General features: G+C 59.6%; 15 protein-coding genes. 3 read left to right on the forward strand and 12 right to left on the reverse strand.

Going from position 1 to position 17,868, the window contains the following annotated elements; genetic code table 11:
- Nucleotides 1-197: 197 nt before the first annotated feature.
- The 7 genes from CVU69_10205 to CVU69_10235 all read right to left on the reverse strand — a co-directional run bounded on the left by CVU69_10205 (nt 198) and on the right by CVU69_10235 (nt 8,614).
- Nucleotides 198-1,340, reverse strand: coding sequence for an RNA helicase (locus CVU69_10205; GenBank protein ID PKN11843.1), 1,143 nt, complete (start codon nt 1,338-1,340; stop codon nt 198-200).
- Between the two features lie 57 nt (nt 1,341-1,397).
- Nucleotides 1,398-2,777 carry an ATP-dependent RNA helicase DbpA gene (locus tag CVU69_10210; protein ID PKN11844.1) on the reverse strand — a complete coding sequence of 460 codons (1,380 nt, stop codon included), beginning with the start codon at nt 2,775-2,777 and terminating at the stop codon, nt 1,398-1,400.
- The gene (locus CVU69_10215) at nt 2,774-4,750 is read right to left on the reverse strand and encodes a penicillin-binding protein (protein ID PKN11893.1); all 1,977 of its coding nucleotides are present in this window, start codon (nt 4,748-4,750) and stop codon (nt 2,774-2,776) included. The genes CVU69_10210 and CVU69_10215 overlap by 4 nt, the downstream gene beginning before the upstream one ends.
- 362 nt (nt 4,751-5,112) lie before the next feature.
- Nucleotides 5,113-5,745, reverse strand: a complete 633-nt coding sequence (locus tag CVU69_10220) for a hypothetical protein (GenBank protein ID PKN11845.1) — start codon at nt 5,743-5,745, stop codon at nt 5,113-5,115.
- On the reverse strand, nt 5,742-6,584 hold the full coding sequence (gene ablB / locus CVU69_10225; protein PKN11846.1) for a putative beta-lysine N-acetyltransferase: 843 nt from the start codon (nt 6,582-6,584) through the stop codon (nt 5,742-5,744). Before ablB ends, CVU69_10220 begins: the two co-directional genes overlap by 4 nt.
- On the reverse strand, nt 6,577-7,896 hold the full coding sequence (gene ablA, locus CVU69_10230; GenBank protein PKN11847.1) for a lysine 2,3-aminomutase: 1,320 nt from the start codon (nt 7,894-7,896) through the stop codon (nt 6,577-6,579). Before ablA ends, ablB begins: the two co-directional genes overlap by 8 nt.
- Before the next feature lie 142 nt (nt 7,897-8,038).
- Nucleotides 8,039-8,614, reverse strand: coding sequence for a MarR family transcriptional regulator (locus CVU69_10235; protein PKN11894.1), 576 nt, complete (start codon nt 8,612-8,614; stop codon nt 8,039-8,041).
- A gap of 415 nt (nt 8,615-9,029) precedes the next feature.
- Here CVU69_10235 and CVU69_10240 point away from each other — a divergent pair, with 415 nt between their 5' ends.
- The gene (locus tag CVU69_10240; GenBank protein PKN11848.1) at nt 9,030-9,545 is read left to right on the forward strand and encodes a hypothetical protein; all 516 of its coding nucleotides are present in this window, start codon (nt 9,030-9,032) and stop codon (nt 9,543-9,545) included.
- A gap of 89 nt (nt 9,546-9,634) precedes the next feature.
- Here CVU69_10240 and CVU69_10245 read toward each other — a convergent pair whose 3' ends face one another.
- The 5 genes from CVU69_10245 to CVU69_10265 all read right to left on the reverse strand — a co-directional run bounded on the left by CVU69_10245 (nt 9,635) and on the right by CVU69_10265 (nt 15,677).
- Complete coding sequence (locus tag CVU69_10245) at nt 9,635-12,436, reverse strand: hypothetical protein (protein PKN11849.1); 2,802 nt, start codon at nt 12,434-12,436, stop codon at nt 9,635-9,637.
- On the reverse strand, nt 12,436-13,272 hold the full coding sequence (locus CVU69_10250; protein ID PKN11850.1) for an ABC transporter substrate-binding protein: 837 nt from the start codon (nt 13,270-13,272) through the stop codon (nt 12,436-12,438). Before CVU69_10250 ends, CVU69_10245 begins: the two co-directional genes overlap by 1 nt.
- Nucleotides 13,273-13,408: 136 nt before the next feature.
- Nucleotides 13,409-14,398, reverse strand: a complete 990-nt coding sequence (locus tag CVU69_10255; GenBank protein ID PKN11851.1) for a ribonuclease Z — start codon at nt 14,396-14,398, stop codon at nt 13,409-13,411.
- A gap of 2 nt (nt 14,399-14,400) precedes the next feature.
- On the reverse strand, nt 14,401-14,940 hold the full coding sequence (locus tag CVU69_10260) for an RNA 2',3'-cyclic phosphodiesterase (GenBank protein PKN11852.1): 540 nt from the start codon (nt 14,938-14,940) through the stop codon (nt 14,401-14,403).
- 11 nt (nt 14,941-14,951) lie between these two features.
- Nucleotides 14,952-15,677, reverse strand: coding sequence for a transporter (locus CVU69_10265; GenBank protein ID PKN11853.1), 726 nt, complete (start codon nt 15,675-15,677; stop codon nt 14,952-14,954).
- Nucleotides 15,678-15,829: 152 nt separating this feature from the next.
- Between CVU69_10265 and CVU69_10270 the strand changes: the two genes are divergently transcribed.
- Both CVU69_10270 and CVU69_10275 read left to right on the forward strand, forming a co-directional pair.
- Nucleotides 15,830-17,263 (forward strand): nicotinate phosphoribosyltransferase, encoded by a 1,434-nt coding sequence (locus CVU69_10270; GenBank protein PKN11854.1) that lies wholly within the window; start codon nt 15,830-15,832, stop codon nt 17,261-17,263.
- Nucleotides 17,256-17,867, forward strand: coding sequence for a nicotinamidase (locus CVU69_10275; protein PKN11855.1), 612 nt, complete (start codon nt 17,256-17,258; stop codon nt 17,865-17,867). Before CVU69_10270 ends, CVU69_10275 begins: the two co-directional genes overlap by 8 nt.
- The last annotated feature ends 1 nt before the right edge of the window (nt 17,868 follow it).

Consider the following 17,868-nt stretch of genomic DNA (forward strand, 5'->3'; position numbering starts at 1 on the left):
AGAAATTCGTTGATCTTCTGCTGGAGGGGATCAACATTTCCTCCTCCTTGCCAGTTCGTCATAGTTACTCCCTTTGATTGCGGCACACGCCGGCCTGGTTGCCGGGTGGCATTTCAGGGGGCAAGCCTAACATAGCAGGGCGCCAGTCGGGAGCGAAATCGGACGAAAAGCGACGGATTGCAGAACGAAAGATGCAATCAAAAGTTCGTCAACTCCACATCGTCCGTCGCGATCCGCTCGCAGCGCTGCCCGAGCTTCTTTTCAATCATCTGGAAATGTTCGAATTCCTCCGGCGCCAGGAGGGTGATCGCCAGGCCGGCAAGATGAGCGCGGCCGGTGCGACCGATGCGGTGTGTGTAATCGCTGGCGGCACGGGGAAGTTCGTAGTTGACAACATAGGGGAGACCTTCGATGTCGATACCGCGGGAAGCGAGATCGGTCGCCACCAGGACGCGCACTTTTCCCTCTTTGAAGTCGGCGAGTGCCTTGCTTCGCGCCCCCTGGGTGCGATCACCATGGAAGGCCTCGGCGCTGATGCCATGATCGGCCAGCTTCTTGGCGACATTGTCGGCGCGCTTCTTGGTGGAGACAAAGACCAGCACCTGCGGCCATCCCCCCTTTTTGAGGAGATAGCGCAACAGCGGCCCCTTGCGCGCGGCGCTGACAACATAAATCTTTTGACTGATCTGACCGCTGGCACTGCTGCTGGTGCCGAGGTCGATACGCAGGGGATCACGCAGCAGCGGCGCCGCGAGAGCCTGGAGGTAGTCGCCGGTCGTGGCGGCAAAGAGGAGATTCTGGCGCTGCGGCGGCAGCAGGGCAAGGATCCTGCCCAGTTCCTCGGTAAAGCCGAGATCGAGGAGACGGTCGGCTTCATCGAGGACCAGAGTCTCAACGGTTGACAGCTGCAGAGCATTCTTGTCGAGGAGATCGAGGAGACGGCCGGGGGTGGCGATGAGGAGATCGACCCCGTTGACCGCCGTCATCTGCGGATTGATGGGAACGCCGCCGTAGACGGCACGGATCTTCAGCCGGGTCGGGAGATAGTTGCTGATGGTCTGGGCAAAGTCGGCGATCTGCATCGCCAGCTCCCGGGTCGGCACCAGGACAAGGATTTTCAGGGTGCGGCGTTCCGGCGCCGGCGATTCCTGCAAACGTTGCAGCAGCGGCAGAATGAAGCTCGCGGTCTTCCCCGAACCGGTGCGGGCAAGGGCGAGGAGATCCCGGCCGGCAAGGATGGCGGGAATCGCCTGGGTCTGAATGAGGAACGGCACAAGAAACTGCCGGGCTGTGACCGCCGCAAGCAGGGACGGCGATAAACCGAGGGAGGAAAATGACATGCAATCTCCTGAAGTGCGATTAACCTGCAAAACAATTAAAAAGTGAAGGATCTGCAGCTAAAATCTGCGGATCTTGAAAAAACGCCCCTTGATCTTGTGCGCGCTCAGGCGGGCCATGGCGAGATTGGCACTGGCCATGCGAATCGCCACATAGGTGTGGAAATCGAAGACATCGATCTTGCCGACCTCACTGCCGGGGATCCCCATCTCGCCGGTGAGGGCGCCGAGGATATCACCGGGGCGCACCTTGTTCTTGCGGCCGCCGTCGATGCAGAGAGTGACCATCGGCGCTTTCAGCGGCGCTGCTGACGGCATGGACAACGACTCCAGCTCGGCGCGGGGCACCGTCGTACCGAGATAATCTTCGATCGCGGCGATCCGCCGGTTTTCGGCCACCGTCACCAGACTCAGGGCCAGCCCTTCCTCCCCAGCGCGGCCGGTACGACCGATGCGGTGGATATGGATCTCCGGGTCGCGGGTGAGTTCAAAATTGATCACCGCGGTCAGCTCCTTGATATCGATGCCGCGCGCCGCGACATCGGTGGCAACGAGAATGGAGACGCTTTTGTTGGCGAAGCGGGCCAGCACCTGGTCACGCTCGCGCTGCTCCAGGTCGCCATGGATCGCCAGGGCAGAGAAGTTCCGTTCCGTCAAGGCATCGGCGACCTCCTGGCACTCCTTGCGGGTATTGCAGAAGACCAGGGTCGATTCCGGGCGGTAATGGCCGATGATCCGGGCCAGGGCCGCGATCCGCTCGTCCTTCTCGACGAGATAGAAGAGCTGCTTGATCTGGGCGCCGTCGTGGATCGCCTCGACCTGCACGGTTACCGGCTGATGCTGCACCGTCGCACTCATGGCGGCAATCGATTCGGGGTAGGTCGCCGAAAAGAGGAGGGTCTGGCGGTTGGTCGGGGCGGCGGCGACGATGGCAGCGAGCTCTTCCTGAAAACCCATGTCGAGCATGCGATCCGCTTCATCGAGGACCAGCATCCGCAGTGATTTAAGATGAAGACTGCCGCGGCGCAGGTGGTCAAGGATGCGGCCGGGGGTGCCGACAACGATATGGACGCCGTGTTCAAGGGAGCCGAGCTGCGGTCCGAAGGGGACGCCGCCGCAGAGAGTGAGGATCTTGATGTTGTCGGTAAAGCGGGCAAGCCGGCGCAGCTCCTTGCTCACCTGATCGGCAAGTTCGCGGGTCGGGCAAAGGACCAGTCCCTGAACGCTGAAGGTCGTCACTACCAGCCGCTCCAGGAGACCGATGCCGAAGGCGGCGGTCTTGCCGCTGCCGGTCTTGGCCTGGGCGATGACGTCGGTTCCGGCCAGAATCAGCGGCAGGCTCTGCGCCTGAATCGGCGTCATTGCGCTGTAGCCGAGGGAATCAAGGTTCTGCAGCAGGGGACTCTTGAGCGGCAGGGTGGCAAAGGCAGTCGGGATCATGGCTCGCTCTTTTTATGGGGGGAAAACAGCTTCAGGAGATTGTCCCAGGAGGATTCTCCGGCGGACTCTTCGCTCTCCGGCACCACCAGGGCATCCGGGTCAACCGGCGGCAGGGGCGGCAGCGGATCACCGCCATGGTCGGGACAAAGGAGGGTCGGTTCGGTGCCGGCGAGGTAAAGTTCGTCGTGCGTCTTGGGGCAGTCAATCGTAGCGATGTAGCCGGTGGTCGGGTCGATATTGACACTGACGACGCTATCCGGCACAGCAAAGTCGACAACCTCTTTGCCGGCCAGGGCCGGACGCATGAAGCCCTCCCAGATCGGCGCGCAGATCGCCCCGCCGGTAAAGCCCTTGCCGCCCGGTTTCGGCTGGTCATAACCGACCCAGACACCGGTGACAAGCTGCGGGGTATAACCGATGAACCAGGCATCGCGATAATCATCGGTGGTGCCGGTCTTCCCGGCCGCCGGGCGCTGCCGGCTGAAGTTCGCCAGGGACTTGGCGGTGCCGTAGCTCAGGACATCCTGCAGCATGCTGGTGGTGACATAAGCCACCGCCGGGTCGATGACCGGGGCCAGGATCGGGGCAAACTCCGTCACCTCATTGCGCTGCCGGTCGACGATGCGGAGGATGGTCCGGACATCAGGACGCAGGCCGCTGTTGGCCAGAGGGGCGTAGGCCTGCACCAGCTCGACCAGGGTGACCTCTTCGGTGCCGAGAGCGAGAGAAAGGTCGTGCCGGGCGCGCAGCGGCAAACCGAGTTGACTGGCAAAGTTGACAAAGGTCGGCACGCCGATGGCTTCAAGGAGCTTGACGGTGATGACATTATTGGAGTGGGCCAGGGCCTGCCGCAGCGGCAGAGAACCAAAGACTTCATTGCCATAGTTGCGCGGCGTCCAGCTGCCCCCCTCGCCCCGCGAATAGGCCACCGGAGTATCATCCCAGATGTCGGAGGCGCTATAGCCTGCTTCCAGAGCCGCGGCAAAGATCAGCGGCTTGATCGCCGAACCGGGCTGACGCTTGGCAAAGAAGGCGCGGTTATAGCTGCTTTTGGCGAAATCAACGCCCCCCACCGCCGCCAGAACATTGCCGGTGGCAGGATCGAGACTGACGATTGCCCCCTGCAACCCGGGATCGCGCCCCTGCATCTTCTCGCGCAACGTCTTCTCCGCCAGCTGCTGCAGATCGAGATCGAGGGCGGCGGTGATCTCCATCCCTCCTGCTTCGATGACCTGCGCGCCGTAGCGCTCGATCAGTTTGCTGCGAATATGATTGAGGTAATAAGGCGCCTGACCGCGCGGGGTGACGGTCACCTGCTGGGCGCGCAGCTGCTGCTGCTTCTGCACCGTGATGATTTCGAGATCCGCCATGCGCTTGAGGACGACATCACGACGGCCGTTGACACTGGCGGCCTCCCCGGCGGGATTGTAGCGACCGGGATTCTTCGGCACTCCGGCAAGGAGGGCACATTCGGCGTCGTTCAACTCCTCGGGATTCTTGTCGAAATAGAGACGGGCCGCAGCGGCAATCCCCCAGGCGCCATTGCCGTAATAGATTTCATTGAAGTACATCTCCAAAATCTGCGCCTTGCTGTACTTCTTTTCATACTCCACCGCCATGAAGCCTTCTTTGACCTTGCGGTCGATGGTCTTCTCGCCGGTGAGGTAGCGGTTCTTGATCAGCTGCTGGGTGATCGTTGACCCCCCTTCAGCGAGATTGCGATTGATCACATCCTTGACCAGCGCCCGGGCGATGCCGCGGACATCGATGCCGCCATGCTCGTAGAAACGGGTGTCCTCCACCGCCACCACCGCCTGCTGCAGAAAGAGAGGGATACGCTGCAGAGGCGTCCAGTAGCGCTGCTCCGGCAGCAGCCGACCGACAAAACGACCGCGTTGGTCGAAGACCTTGATCGAGCGGTAATCCGGTGCCAGCAGGGGATAAGTGACAAAATCGTCCGCGGCTTGCGCCATCGGAACGAGGAGCAGAGCGGCGAGGAGGAGAAGCAGGGAGGATGCCAGAACTTTTCTGTACAGCGGGACCAAAGCAGAGAACAAGACGCTGGTGACTCCTTCAAATGGTGGGGGAACGATGGTTGGCCGGGATCACCGGACGTTGCAGGATATAGCTAATGACGCGTCAGAACAAAGAAATTTTTTCTCATAGAAGAGTAGCAGGAATTGTGAGCGCCGATTGGCTCGAAAATCATTTAGCACACGGATTTAACGGATTAGACGGATTTTCACGGATTAAACACTGACAAAAGTTACAGGCCAGGGTTATCAGCATTCAGCCGCTTGCCCTCGATTAATCCGTCTTTATCTCACAACCTTTATCAACTATTTAAATGCAGCAGCCAGGCCTTCAGCCCCTGCATGATCATTTCAACGGAAATTGTCCCGATCACCAGCGCCGTCACCCGCCCCATGATCTCGATATAGCGCTCGATCAGTTTGGCGTTGTGCGGCCGGACCACGTCATGAAGCCGTTTCAGCAGCAACAGGGTCGTCACGGTGATCACCATGGCGAGAATAATAGCGATGACCGCCCAGAGCGTCGGCAGACGGCTACCGGCCAGGATACTGGCGCTGACGGTACTCGGGCCGATCATCACCGGCATGGCGATCGCTCCGGCAATATGCTCCGGCTTGCCGCGCATCTTGCGAATCGCTTCAGGACCGGTGAACATGAACTGGATACCGATGAGGAGAAAGATGATACCGCCGAAGATCTGAAAAGACGCAAAACGAACCTGGAGGACGTGAGTAAAGAGGGCGTCACCTACCAGAGCGACACAGATGAAGACGGCGGTGCTGATGAGTCCGGCCCGAATCATCACCTGCGAAAAGGCCCGGTTATCAAGTTCCTGAATCAGATCAACAAGGTAGATAATCAGCAGAAACGGGTTGAGCAGCATCAAGAGCAACAACACCGAGCTCATAAAATTCTGTAAGACCACGGCAGTCATGGAAGGAGGCTCTTGTGCCACACATTCATGCTCTCCAGGGTGCCGGAGATCTGGGTGTTGTGGGTGAGGGTGCCGCTGTAGGTATAGCCGTTGCGGGCAAAGGTAATATTCATGCCGGGCGAATAGGAGCGGGCAATGGTGTAAGCGGTTTTGATGCCGCATTGCGCTGCGGCTGCTTCCGCCTGCGCCAGGAGATAGTTGGCGAGCCCACGGCCTTGACAGTCGGGCCGGGTGGCAAAGTCGGTCATCTCCGCATTCTCTCCCTTGCGGTCCATCTCCGCCGAAGTCAGGGCGATGAGCTCAGATCCTTCCCAGATGCCGAAGTAGATGACATCCTCCGCCATGGTCTGGCGCAGATAGGCTTCGTCATGGATCGGAAAAGGATAAGTGGCAAAGACCTGGCGGTAAAGGGCCGCCATCGGCGGCGTATCGGTGGGCAGCATCTGCCGGCAGCGCAGGGCCGCGTCAAGGGGTTGATGGCCGCCGCCGAGCGTCGCCTTTTGGCGGGCGAGATCCAAAGCCTCGGCAACGCTCGCGGGGCGCTTCTCCTCCTGCCGCTCCGGAGAAAAATATTTCCCGAGGAAGAGGGCGGACTCCTGTCCCCGGAAAAAATTCGGAATCGACGCTTCGACAGTGTAGCCATCGGCGAGAAAGGTGTCTTCGGCGGCCGCCGGAATCTTGGCGAAGATCTTTGAATAGCCCCGGTCGCCGGCGAGCGCGCGAAGATGCGGGATGATCCCCTGCAAATCCGCCGTTGCCAGGTGCATCAGATAGACCCGGTCACTATGTTTGCCGTGCTGGATCTTCGACTGGCCAAAAGTTGTCAGAGTATCAATCATCACTATTACGGCGCTCCATGCGAGAGTTGTTCTCCGGCGTCAGGGAGATCGTTTCGTCAAAGTCGGAGAGGAGTTTAACGATGCCGGTGGCTTCGCACTCTTCCGCCCCCTCGAGCTTGAGCTCGAGTTTGCAGTCATCGCATTTGCGATCGCAGAAGATCGCTTTATAGCTCTCCGGCTCGTGATAGGTGGTAATGACCCCTTCGTAGTTGCGCAGCACCACCTTGTTGGTCGAAAGGGAAAGGAGGTAGTTGGGGGTCAGCGGAATCTTGCCGCCACCGCCGGGGGCATCGACAACATAGGTCGGGACGGCAAAGCCGCTGGTATGGCCGATGAGGTTCTCCATGATCTCGATCCCCTTGCCGACCGGGGTGCGGAAATGGGCCAGCCCTTCGGCCATATCGCATTGATAAAGGTAATAAGGACGAACCCGGTTGGCGACGAGTTCCTGGACCAGCGACTTGATGATGCGCGGACAGTCGTTGATCCCGGCCAAAAGGACGGTCTGGTTGCCGAGCGGGATGCCGGCATCGGCGAGCAGACGCAGCGCCGCGCGGGACGAGGCCGTAATTTCACGGGGATGGTTAAAGTGCGTATTCACCCAGAGGGGATGGTGCTTTTTGAGCATGGTAATCAGCTCAGGGGTGATGCGGTAAGGGAGGACGACCGGCATGCGCGTACCGATACGGATAACCTGGACGTGGGGGATATTCTCAAGCTCGGTGAGAATCCAGTCGAGATAATCATCGGAGAGCATCAGCGGGTCCCCCCCGGAAAGGAGGACATCACGGATCACCGGGGTCTGACGGATATAGTCGATCCCTTGCATAATACTGTCACGGTCGGGGATAGAGTCGACGTCGCCGACCTTGCGTTTGCGCGTACAGTGCCGGCAGTACATCGAGCAGACATTACTGATGTGAAAAAGGACCCGGTCGGGGTAGCGGTGGGTAATCCCCGGCGCCGGGCTGTCTTTATCCTCATGGAGAGGATCGGCCATATCGTTGCGCTCGATCTCCAGTTCACGCGGCGAGGGGAAAGCCTGCATGAAGATCGGGTCGTTGCGATAATCGGCGGCATTGATCAGGGAGAGATAATATGGCGTTACCGACAGAGGGAAACGGTCGAGGGTCTTTTCCAGCTCGAGCTTCTCCTCGGCACTGAAACGGATATTCAGGAGTTTTTCCACCGCTGCCAAAGATTGAATCGAGTGCTTGAGCTGCCAGCGCCAATCTTTCCAGTCGGCACGGGAGACCCCTTTAGTTGAGAGTTTTTCGGCGATTTCCTGTTGGTTTGGTGTGTAGATAGACAATGTTATCTCCTTTGTGGGCGCAGGTAAAAAAGTGGTCATCCCGCCGCAGCCCGCGAACCGGGGCTGCGCTGCGCGTTTATGTCCTTCTGAAAAGGATAGTTAAGATCGACCGGGCAACACAGGGCCGCCCGCGAAAGAATACTCAGGGAAGGGGCGAATCACTAGCCGGCAGAAGCGGGCCGGTCTCCAGAATCGGTGCGGCCGAGATCTCCCCGGCTTCCATCAAGCTGACGAGTTTGTCCAGAGCCAGGGTAATCGACACCTGCTCCAGGGACGGCAGATTTTTCAGACTATCGGACAAAGTCTCCTGCAACGGCGAGGGAGCAGTCGCGGCGAGGAGCGCACCGGCTTCCGTCAGACAGATCTGCACCTGACGGCGGTCCGCGGTGCTGCGGATACGGGCAAGAAGCCCTTTTTCTTCGAGGCGATCGACGATGCCGACCACGGTGCTGGCACTAAGGTAAAGGATACGGGCAAGACGCGTCGGCGTCATTGCCCCGTTTTGTTTGATCGTCAGAATACACCCGAGCTGGGGGCCGGTGATCTGATAGGAATGACTCAAGTGCTGTGAATGGATTTCAATGGCGCGGATGATACGACGCAGCGATTGCAGGATGCGCAGCTCATAGTTCCCCTCGGGGATGGGGGGGGCAGCGTTCCGTGCAATAATTTCCTGCAAGGCCGGATCACGATAACTGGCTGCCGTCTTATCGCGCATTTTCTTTTCGTCACGTACTGCCGCCATAACGACATCATCCTTCCAACGAGGGTAAATGAGTGGTCAACTATTTCACATGGAAATGTTTCGCATAAATATAATTAGCATACGAATGAATATCTGTCAAGACAGGGAGCAGACAGGGAGCGGTACAAAGGCGTTGCAACAGAGTGCATTACCGACGGCAGAAACCGGTGGTGACGACAAAAATTACCATCGACGGTTGACAACTCATTTGCCGGCGGCAAACTCTAGTCACAACAAACATCGCTAAATCGATATGTTAGCGATTAAGGGACAATCTGAATTATCCGCCCATCCCCCTCCCTGACTCTTTAATGACATCACGACAAGGGAGAACGGGATGATTTATCGCCAGTTCAACCAGGACACACTTTTCGTATGGAGGTTAATTATGTGGCGCAAAATTTTCGTGTTAGCACTTCTCGGTTTTCTCCTTGCCCCTGGTGCGGCCATGGCGCAATTTCAAATGGGGGACATGGAACTGACTCTCAACGGCAATGGTTCAAGTGACAATGATTTTGATGCTACGGTGACGTCCGTCGAGCTGAGTCTAGGCTATTTCATGAATGCCAATCTCGAAGGAATTGTCCGCCAGGGGGTCTCCTATATCGATGTCCCGGGTGACAACATCTGGAACGGGTCGACACGTTTAGGTCTTGATTACCACTTTGACTTGCAGATGTGGCAACCATTTGTCGGTGCCAGCATCGGCATGATTTACGGCGACATGGTGAAAGATCAATTTATCGCCGGGCCGGAAGTCGGCATAAAAGCCTTTGTCAACACCACCACCTTTATCCTGGCCTCGGTTGAATACGATGTCCTCTTCGAGGACGCCGATGAAGTCGATGATCAGTTCAGTGACGGTCGCTACGTTTACAACCTCGGCGTCGGATTTAGATGGTAAACTCTGCATACAGATCGATGATAAAGAAGGGCCGGCAAAGCATGCCGGCCCTTCTTTATGGTGGTGTGGCAGGATCCCCGGACTTGAGATTACGGGGTTACTACGGGTGCGCTGCTTAGCAGGGAGGAGTCAGCCCGCGGAGAGAGATCGGGATCCACCGGTGTCTGAGGAAGTGGCAGGCCGCTGCGCAGCAACACTGCCATTTCGGCCGCCGGCAGGGGGCGGCTATAATGGAAACCCTGGGCCTCGTTGCACCCTTCGCGCAGAAGAAAGTTGCGCTGGTCTATGGTTTCCACCCCCTCGGCAAGAACCTTGAGGCGCAGGCGGTGGGCCATGGCGATAATGGCGCTGGCGATGGCCGCGTCGTCCGGGTCGCTGGAGACGTCACGCACAAAGGAACGATCGATTTTTAATTTATCGACGGGAAAGTGTTTGAGATAACTGAGAGAGGAGTAGCCAATGCCGAAATCGTCGATGGAAATCCGCAGCCCCATCTCTTTGAAGCGACGCAGAAGAGGGACAGTCTGGTCTTCGCTACTCATGAGCAGATTTTCGGTAATTTCAATCTCCAGGTAAGTGGCGGCCAGTCCGGACTCTTCCAGGGCCTGAGTGATGATCGCTTCGAGATTTTGTTGCCGGAACTGCAAGGGGGAAAGATTCACCGCCACTTGTACCGGGGGGAGTCCGGCGTCTTGCCAGGCCTTGTTCTGCCGGCAGGCTTCGCGAATGACCCATTCGCCGAGGGGTAATATCAGGCCGCACTCTTCGGCTACCGGAATAAACTCCTCCGGCGGGACCAATCCCAATTCCGGATGGAGCCAGCGCAGCAGAGCCTCGGCGCCGAAAATCCGGCCGCTTTCCAGGTCGACCAGAGGTTGGTAGTGGAGAAAAAATTCCCGGTTTTCCAGGGCGCAGCGCAAGCGGTTTTCCAACACCAAACGCTGGTGGGCGCTGGCATTGAGGTCGGCGGTAAAGAACTGATAGTTGTTACGGCCGAGCTTCTTGGCATGATACATGGCCGCGTCGGCGTTCTTGATCAGAGTGGCCGAATCCAGACCGTCTTCCGGGTAAAGGGCGATGCCGATGCTGGCAGTAACGCGCAATTCCTGCCCTTCAATGCTGAAGGGCAAAGCCATGGCCGCAAAGATTTTGCGAGAGATCTGGACCGGATCCGCAGACTCGCGAATCTGTCGCACAATGATGATGAATTCGTCCCCTCCTTGCCGGCTCACGGTGTCGCTGCCTCGCACGCAGTCGATCAGGCGGGCCGCCATCTGCTGCAGGAGCTGATCGCCGACCAGGTGCCCCAGGGAATCGTTGATATTTTTAAAATTATCGACATCGAGGAAGAGGATGGCGAAATACTCCTCTTCCCGCTGGGCAACGGCAATCGCCTGCTGCAGTCGGTCGAGGAGCAGGGTGCGGTTCGGCAGGTTGGTCAGGGTGTCGTACTGGGCGAGATAACGGATTCGTTCGTCGTTCGCTTTACGCTCGGAAATATCGCGGAAGGCCGCGACCGCGCCGATGGTCACCCCTTCGGCACGCATCAACTGGCAAGAGATCTCCACGGTCAGCAGTCCGCCATCCTTGCGCCGGAACAGCTCCTCCCCGACATAGCCCTGCCCGCGCTCTATCGCAGAAAAGACCGGACACTCCGCTGGGTGCTGGCGGGGGATGCCGTCGCCATGGACGTGGAAGCGCTGATGACCGACCTGCCCGACGACTTCCTCGGCGCGGTAGCCGAGCAGTTCGCTGAAGGCCGGATTGACCCGGTTGATCTTCCCGTGCACATCCATGACATACAGGCCATCAGCGATGGTATCGGTGATCGTCTGCAACTGCTGCTTTTCCTGCTGGAGCTTGGCTCCGGAACGCAGTAGTCCCCGGGTGAACCAGGTGAAGGCGGATAAGACCAGGGTGAGTAACCCCATATTGAGATAGAACTCATGGCGCAGGGCCGCGACAAAGGGCGCCCGGGCGTAGGCGACGACATAAGCGGCCGGGCGGTCAAGGATATCCCGGATCGGCAGGAAGGAGACCGCCCAGTCGCCGGAGGCTGTACTCTGAGAGACGGTGAAGCTTTCTCCGGCAGCCATCCCCTTCTGTACCCGGGGAAGGCGACTCAACGGGCCATCGAGCTCGCGAACTGTCGCGCTCGGCGGCGGCGGCGAGTCGAAAAAGAGCAGACGGGGGTCCTCTACTAAAAAGCTGTCATGCAGCGGCGAAGTTTCGTAGAGCGAGCGCTTTCCGTCGAAAAGAATCTCCTCAACCTGCTCCCGGCGCAGCACCAACACATATTCACTGCGCGGGTCGAGGTCGGTCATGGCCTCACGGATCGAACGGAAGGTGACGCTGGTCTCCATGCTCCCCAAGTGTTCTTCGCCACGAAAGACCGGGTAGACGTAGCGGAAACCCGAAACTGACTTCCCGGCTTCGAAGCCGGAAACCTCCCGGCGTTCCGTATTGGCCAGACGCACTGTGGGGCGGGCCTCGAAGAGGGGGTCTTCGCACTTGTCCGGGGCGTGAAAGCGCAAAAAACTGTGGCCGGAGGCCGTATGAAAATGCATCTGGCGGATGCCCCGCTCCTTGAGTTGGGCATAGCTGGGAGCGAGCAACCGGTAGAGTTTGCCCCGGGCCCGATCACGGGTCGCTCCCGTGCTGTGCACCCCCCGGGCAAAGGTCTCGACAACCTCATCATCCAGGACCATTTCTTCGAAGAGGATTTCTGTAGCCAGTCGGTACATCTCGATGCTGGCCCGATAAGTGACAGCCAGCACGGTGACATTTTCCTCGAGTTGCTGACCTTCCTTGTCCTGCCAGTGATTGTAGAGGAAGGTAGCGGAGAGGCCCCAGGCCAGGACAAAAAGGAACAAGCCGACAATCAACCGCATCAGAAATTGCTCCGCTCGGGGATGGAGCTTTTGTAGGGAAGTTGCCGCGCCCCGGCGTAGTCCTCGTCGTGGCCGGGGATGACGCCGTAGCGGATATTGTCCCCCCAATGCTCCCGGACCGCCGGGGCGACATCGAGGAGCGTCTGACGGATTTGCGCGATGCGCTCGGCAGAAAGGGTGTTGCCGTTGGCAACCAGGGCCAACCCCGGCAAGGGAGAGGTTTCAGCGATTACCACCAGTCCCAGGCGGGCGTATTTGCGGGCGATGGCGGTCTTCACTCCGCCGGCGGCAAATTCGCCGCGGAGGACGGCCAGGGCCACTTCGTCGTGCTGCCCGAGGTAGCGGTAACGGTTTTCTTTCAGGCTGCTCCCCGCCTGCTGAAGCAGGCCGTCGACGGAAAGATAGCCGCAGGTAGAAAGGTGCTGGGTCAGGGCGATCTTGTGATCCTTCAGTTGCCCGGGACGCAACTCGCTTTCGGCGGTCGCGATCAAGGCACAGGTATAGGCAGGCTCTCCGGTCTTTTCACGAAAGATGACCAGTGGTTGCGCCGCGGGGAAGCGGTCCTTGAGCCGGAGATAAGGGAGGGGACCAAGATAGGCCAAATCGAGGCGGCCGGCGACAAATTTATCGAGAATCTCCTGGTACTCGGTCGAATGATCGATCTGCACTCTCACCCCCAGAGACTTTTCAAGATACTCCAGCAGGGGTTTCCACTGACTGGCCACGGTTTCCGGGGATTCCATGGGTAAGGGAGCAAAGCGCAGAATGTCGCCGGCAAAGGCGACGGGCGGGAGGGTGAAGAGCAGCGCGGCCAGGAAGGCGATAACCTTGTGCATGGTTCCTCCAGCCCGAAGGGCAAATTTCAGAGTCAATCGTTGTGCCGGAAAAAGGAGGATGAAATCATGATTTTATCCTCCTCATTTAACGAAAACGATTGTATCTATGAGGGCTTTTCTTGTCAATCTTGGTGAATCATCCCCTGTGCCAGGCCTGTTCGAGCTCTGCACGAAGCTCCGCTTCCCTCCCCCGGTACTTGGGAGAGAAGTGAAAGGGGATGACCCTGCTCACACCGGCAGCGCGGGCGAGTTCACCGGCCTGACGGGCGGTAAGGTGGGAGCGCTCACTGGCCCGTTCGGCTTCGGCCTGAAGAAAGGTCGCCTCGATGAAGAGGTAGTCGGCCCCTTGTGCAAGGGCAACGATCTTCGCGGCATTTTCCGGAGTATAGCCGGCATCGGTGACATAGCAGATCTTCTGTCCGGCGCTGATCCGCACCACTGTCTCCTTCAACTCTCCGAGGGGACGTACATCCCCTGACGGCAGCGCCATAGGAGTATCATCCGGAAGACCACCCACGATTGCCTCCTTGAGTTTCTTGAGCCAGGGACCGACCGCCAACCCTGACTCCGCCAGCCGGTTCTTCATGATATTGAGATGCCACTTCTCTTCGAGGGCAAAGGCGAGGCTGGGAATCTTGTGATCAAGGTGGGCAACCCGGACACGAAGGCCGGCCTCGTCATGGAGGAGATCGCCGGTTTTGCCGCCGAATGGGAAATTTTCCAGCGCAAAACCGCGCTGGCAGTGGAATTCACCGGTGAGGAGACGGCCATCGGCATGAACCTCGCTGGCGATGATGGTGAAGTCGGTGTCATAGCTGAAGACGAGATTCCAGCTGTAGGCGGCAAGACGATGGCGAATCTGCTCGACAAAACCGGGAGGGCCATAGAGGTGGAGATGCTTGTCGCGGCCGAGACAAAGGCGCAGGAGGTGATCGAAACCGATGAAATGATCGATGTGGGCGTGGGAAACGAAGACATGACCGGTGCGCAGGAGCTTGCGTGTCGAGAAGTTATTAAGAGTGCCGAGATCGAAGAGGATGGCGCGGCGGCTGTACAGGAAATCGACAAAGACTGCTGGGTCGTCGAAGGGGGAGTTGATTAAAAAGGGGTGAAAGATCGGGGTCATAATCACTCCACCGTCAGCGGAAAGCTCTGAAGGGGAAGATGCTCGGCGCCACGCGGGGTCAAACGGCTCTGAAAGAGGATGAACTCTTGCACCACCAGCATGGGAAGGTGCGGAGGGAGGGATTGCTCAAGAAAGACCCCGACCTCACGCGCCGCCGGCGCCTTGAGGCGGGCCAAGGTGATATGAGGGGAGAAGAGGCGTTCCTCCACCGGCAGGTTACACCGAAGGAGAGCCTCCCGCACCAAGGCGGCGAGCTCGGTCAGGCGCGGTTGCGGCGCCAGTCCAACCCACAGCACCCGGGGACGCTGCCGGCCGGGGAAGCAGCCGGTGCTGGTAAAGGAGACCTTGAAGGCGTGGAAATGAATCCGCGCCAGTTCGGCCCTCAGCACCCCGACCGCCTCATCCTCTACCTCGCCGAGAAAGGCGAGGGTCAGGTGCATCTGCTCCCGTGGCACCCAGCGTGCGCCGGGGAGATCAGAGCGCAGCATCCAGAGGGTGTGCTTGATCTCCGGCGGGAGCTCGATGGCTACAAAAAGGCGCATACTTCCCCCGCCTACGCCTCGACCAGCAGCCGATTTGTCACCCCGTCGACGCCGAAGAGATACCAGGCATCGGCCTCCGCCATCCGCCGTTCACTTTCGTTCTTGACCAGCCCGTCGAGGGTCACCCAGTCGTTGGCACAGCTGACCCTGATCTGCCCGGCGTTGACAAAGGGGTCCTTTTCGAGAATGAGACGGAGAGCGTCGATAACTTCATCGGCATTGTCTTCCTCGGTCGGCACCTCCTCGATACCGTTGACCACGTCGCGGCTCCCCGGCACCCACCAGGCGAGGACCCCGGCGAGACGCTTGGCGGTCAGGCTGGAGACGACACCGTTGAGAATGACGATGCCGTCCGTCACCTCGACATCGATACTGCCGTCCAGCCCCTGTTCCGCTTCACGCACCACCTCCGGCCTCCCTTTAACGATCGCCCAGAGGGCGCAGGAGCCGAGCATCTCCTCGGCGAGGAGAGCCTTGCAGACCCGTTCACGGATTTCGCCGTCCGTCATCGCCTCCGCCGGAGAAAGGTGGACGCGGTCAACGATGCTGGCGACGCCGGGGATCGCCGCCGCCACCTCCAGCGCCCGCTTTTTCGCCATGATATGCTCCACCTCCCCTTCCATGGTCAGCACTCCGTCCGCGAACTCCAGTTGCAGAGGGAAGTTGTAGAGATTGACCTGCTTCTCCCGCTCCAGGGCCGCCGCCACCGCCTTGACTATCCGCTCTTCGTTGCGCATGCTCGCCTCCCTTTCTGTCTACCTGTTTGCAAGTATACCAACCCCCGGCGCGGATGCAGGGCGCACTCTTTTTTTCCCCGCAGACGCCCTTCCTCCATTTGACCTGGTCCGATCCCCTGTTATGCTTTTGCAACGCCCTTTGGAGACGAATCATGCGCTATTCACCGCTGCTCACCGACCTCTACGAACTGACCATGCTCGCCGGGTACCTGGAGGAAGGGATGGCAGAGAAACCGGCGGTCTTTGACCTCTTCTTCCGCAAGAATCCCTTCGAAGGGGGCTACGCGGTCTTTGCCGGACTGGAACCGGCTCTGGAGTATCTGGAGAAGCTGCGCTTTCTGCCGGAGGAACTGGAGTACCTGCGCAGTCTGGGGCTCTTCCAACCCCGCTTTCTCGACTTTCTCCGCGACTTCCGCTTTCACGGCACCGTCACGGCCCCGCCGGAAGGGACGGTGGTCTTTGCCAACGAGCCGCTGCTGACCGTGGAAGGGCCGCTCGCCGAGGCGCAGTTCGTCGAGACTGCCCTGCTCAATATCATCAACTTCCAGACCCTCATCGCCAGCAAGGCTGCCCGCATCGTCCATGCCGCCGCCGGAGCAACCGTTCTCGAATTCGGCCTGCGCCGGGCGCACGGCCCGGACGGCGGCCTTTCCTGTGCCCGCGCCGCCTGTGTCGGCGGGGTGCGCAGCACCAGCAACGTTTTGGCGGGGATGGTCTACGACCTGCCGGTGCGCGGTACTCACGCCCACAGCTGGGTGCAGGCCTTCCCCGACGAACTCACCGCTTTTCGCGCTTATGCCGACGCTTTCCCCGACAGCAGCACCCTTCTCGTCGACACTTACGACACACTGTTAAGCGGCATCCCCAACGCCATCACCGTAGCGCGCGAACTGCGGGAAAAAGGGCACGAACTGCGTGGCGTCCGTCTCGACTCCGGCGACCTCGCCTATCTTTCCCGCGCCAGCCGCAAGATGTTCGACAACGCCGGCTTTCCCGAGGTCAAAATCGTCGCCTCCAATGAACTCGACGAATTCGTCATCGATTCGATCCGCGCCGAAGGGGGGCAGATTGATATCTACGGCGTCGGCACCAAGCTGGCAACCGGCAGCGGCAGCGGCGGCGGCGCGCTCGGCGGCGTCTACAAGCTGGTGGCGATCGATGGCCTGCCGAAATTGAAAGTCACCAGCGACATCGCCAAGGCGACCTTGCCGGGGAAGAAGAAGCTGCTGCGGGCGCGGGAGCCGGATGGCAGATTTATTCAGGATGTCATCTGTCTGGAGGGGAAGACACCGGGGGCCGGCGCGGTCGTTTTCGATCCCGCTAACCCCCTGCAGCAGACCACCCTGCCCGCCGACGTCATCCTCCAGGATCTGCGGCGGGTGGTGATGCAAAACGGGCGACGGACACAACCCCCGGAGATGTTGGAGGTCATGGCAGCGCGGAGTGCCGGTGAGCTGGCGATGTTGCCGCAGGGCTGTCTGCGCTTTATCAACCCGCACCGCTACAAGGTCTCGATCTGCGACGAGCTGAAGGAGCTGCGCAACACCTTGATCGCGCAGCTGCAAAGGAGCATGCCCCATGCCTGAAAAAGCCGCCCTGCTCATTGTCGATGTCCAGAATGACTTTTGCCCCGGCGGCGCCCTGGGGATCCGCGACGGCGACAAGGTGATCGCACCGCTCAATTACGCCGCCCAACTCTTCAGGGCGGCAGCACTGCCGGTGTTGACCAGCCGCGATTGGCATCCGCCGCAGACGCATCATTTTCGCGAATTCGGCGGCGACTGGCCGGTGCACTGCGTCGCGGGGACAGCCGGGGCGGACTTCCATCCCGACCTCCAATTACCGGAAGAGACAATGATCCTTTCCAAAGGGATCGACCCAACGTTGGACGGTTATTCGGCCTTCGAGGCGGTCAGCGCTGACGGCCGGCAAATGGCGGAGCTCCTGGCTGAAATGGGGGTGCAAAGACTCTATATCGGCGGGCTGGCGACCGACTACTGCGTCCTGGCCACCACCCTCGAAGCCCGGCAGCGTGGTCTGGCAGTGACGGTGCTAATCGACGCTATCGCCGCCGTCGAACTCCTCCCCGGCGATAGCGTCGCTGCTCTCGCCAGGATGACAGGAGCCGGCGCGCAGCTCGCCAGCGTTGCCGACCTGCCGGACAAACTGCAAGCGAAACGACGGGAGTAAT

The organism is Deltaproteobacteria bacterium HGW-Deltaproteobacteria-4, from assembly GCA_002841765.1.
Taxonomy (GTDB): Bacteria; Desulfobacterota; Desulfuromonadia; order Desulfuromonadales; family UBA2197; genus UBA2197.

Coding starts and splice junctions, on each gene's coding strand:
- CVU69_10210 (PKN11844.1), bottom strand. CDS start 2,777: ATGATCCCGACTGCCTTTGCCACCCTGCCGCTCAAGAGTCCCCTGCTG.
- CVU69_10245 (PKN11849.1), bottom strand. CDS start 12,436: ATGCGGTTGATTGTCGGCTTGTTCCTTTTTGTCCTGGCCTGGGGCCTC.
- CVU69_10260 (PKN11852.1), bottom strand. CDS start 14,940: ATGCGCCTTTTTGTAGCCATCGAGCTCCCGCCGGAGATCAAGCACACC.
- CVU69_10265 (PKN11853.1), bottom strand. CDS start 15,677: ATGCGCAACGAAGAGCGGATAGTCAAGGCGGTGGCGGCGGCCCTGGAG.
- CVU69_10270 (PKN11854.1), top strand. CDS start 15,830: ATGCGCTATTCACCGCTGCTCACCGACCTCTACGAACTGACCATGCTC.
- CVU69_10220 (PKN11845.1), bottom strand. CDS start 5,745: ATGACTGCCGTGGTCTTACAGAATTTTATGAGCTCGGTGTTGTTGCTC.
- CVU69_10275 (PKN11855.1), top strand. CDS start 17,256: ATGCCTGAAAAAGCCGCCCTGCTCATTGTCGATGTCCAGAATGACTTT.
- CVU69_10235 (PKN11894.1), bottom strand. CDS start 8,614: ATGCGCGATAAGACGGCAGCCAGTTATCGTGATCCGGCCTTGCAGGAA.
- ablB (PKN11846.1), bottom strand. CDS start 6,584: ATGATTGATACTCTGACAACTTTTGGCCAGTCGAAGATCCAGCACGGC.
- CVU69_10250 (PKN11850.1), bottom strand. CDS start 13,272: ATGCACAAGGTTATCGCCTTCCTGGCCGCGCTGCTCTTCACCCTCCCG.
- CVU69_10255 (PKN11851.1), bottom strand. CDS start 14,398: ATGACCCCGATCTTTCACCCCTTTTTAATCAACTCCCCCTTCGACGAC.
- CVU69_10240 (PKN11848.1), top strand. CDS start 9,030: ATGTGGCGCAAAATTTTCGTGTTAGCACTTCTCGGTTTTCTCCTTGCC.
- CVU69_10215 (PKN11893.1), bottom strand. CDS start 4,750: ATGGCGCAAGCCGCGGACGATTTTGTCACTTATCCCCTGCTGGCACCG.
- CVU69_10205 (PKN11843.1), bottom strand. CDS start 1,340: ATGTCATTTTCCTCCCTCGGTTTATCGCCGTCCCTGCTTGCGGCGGTC.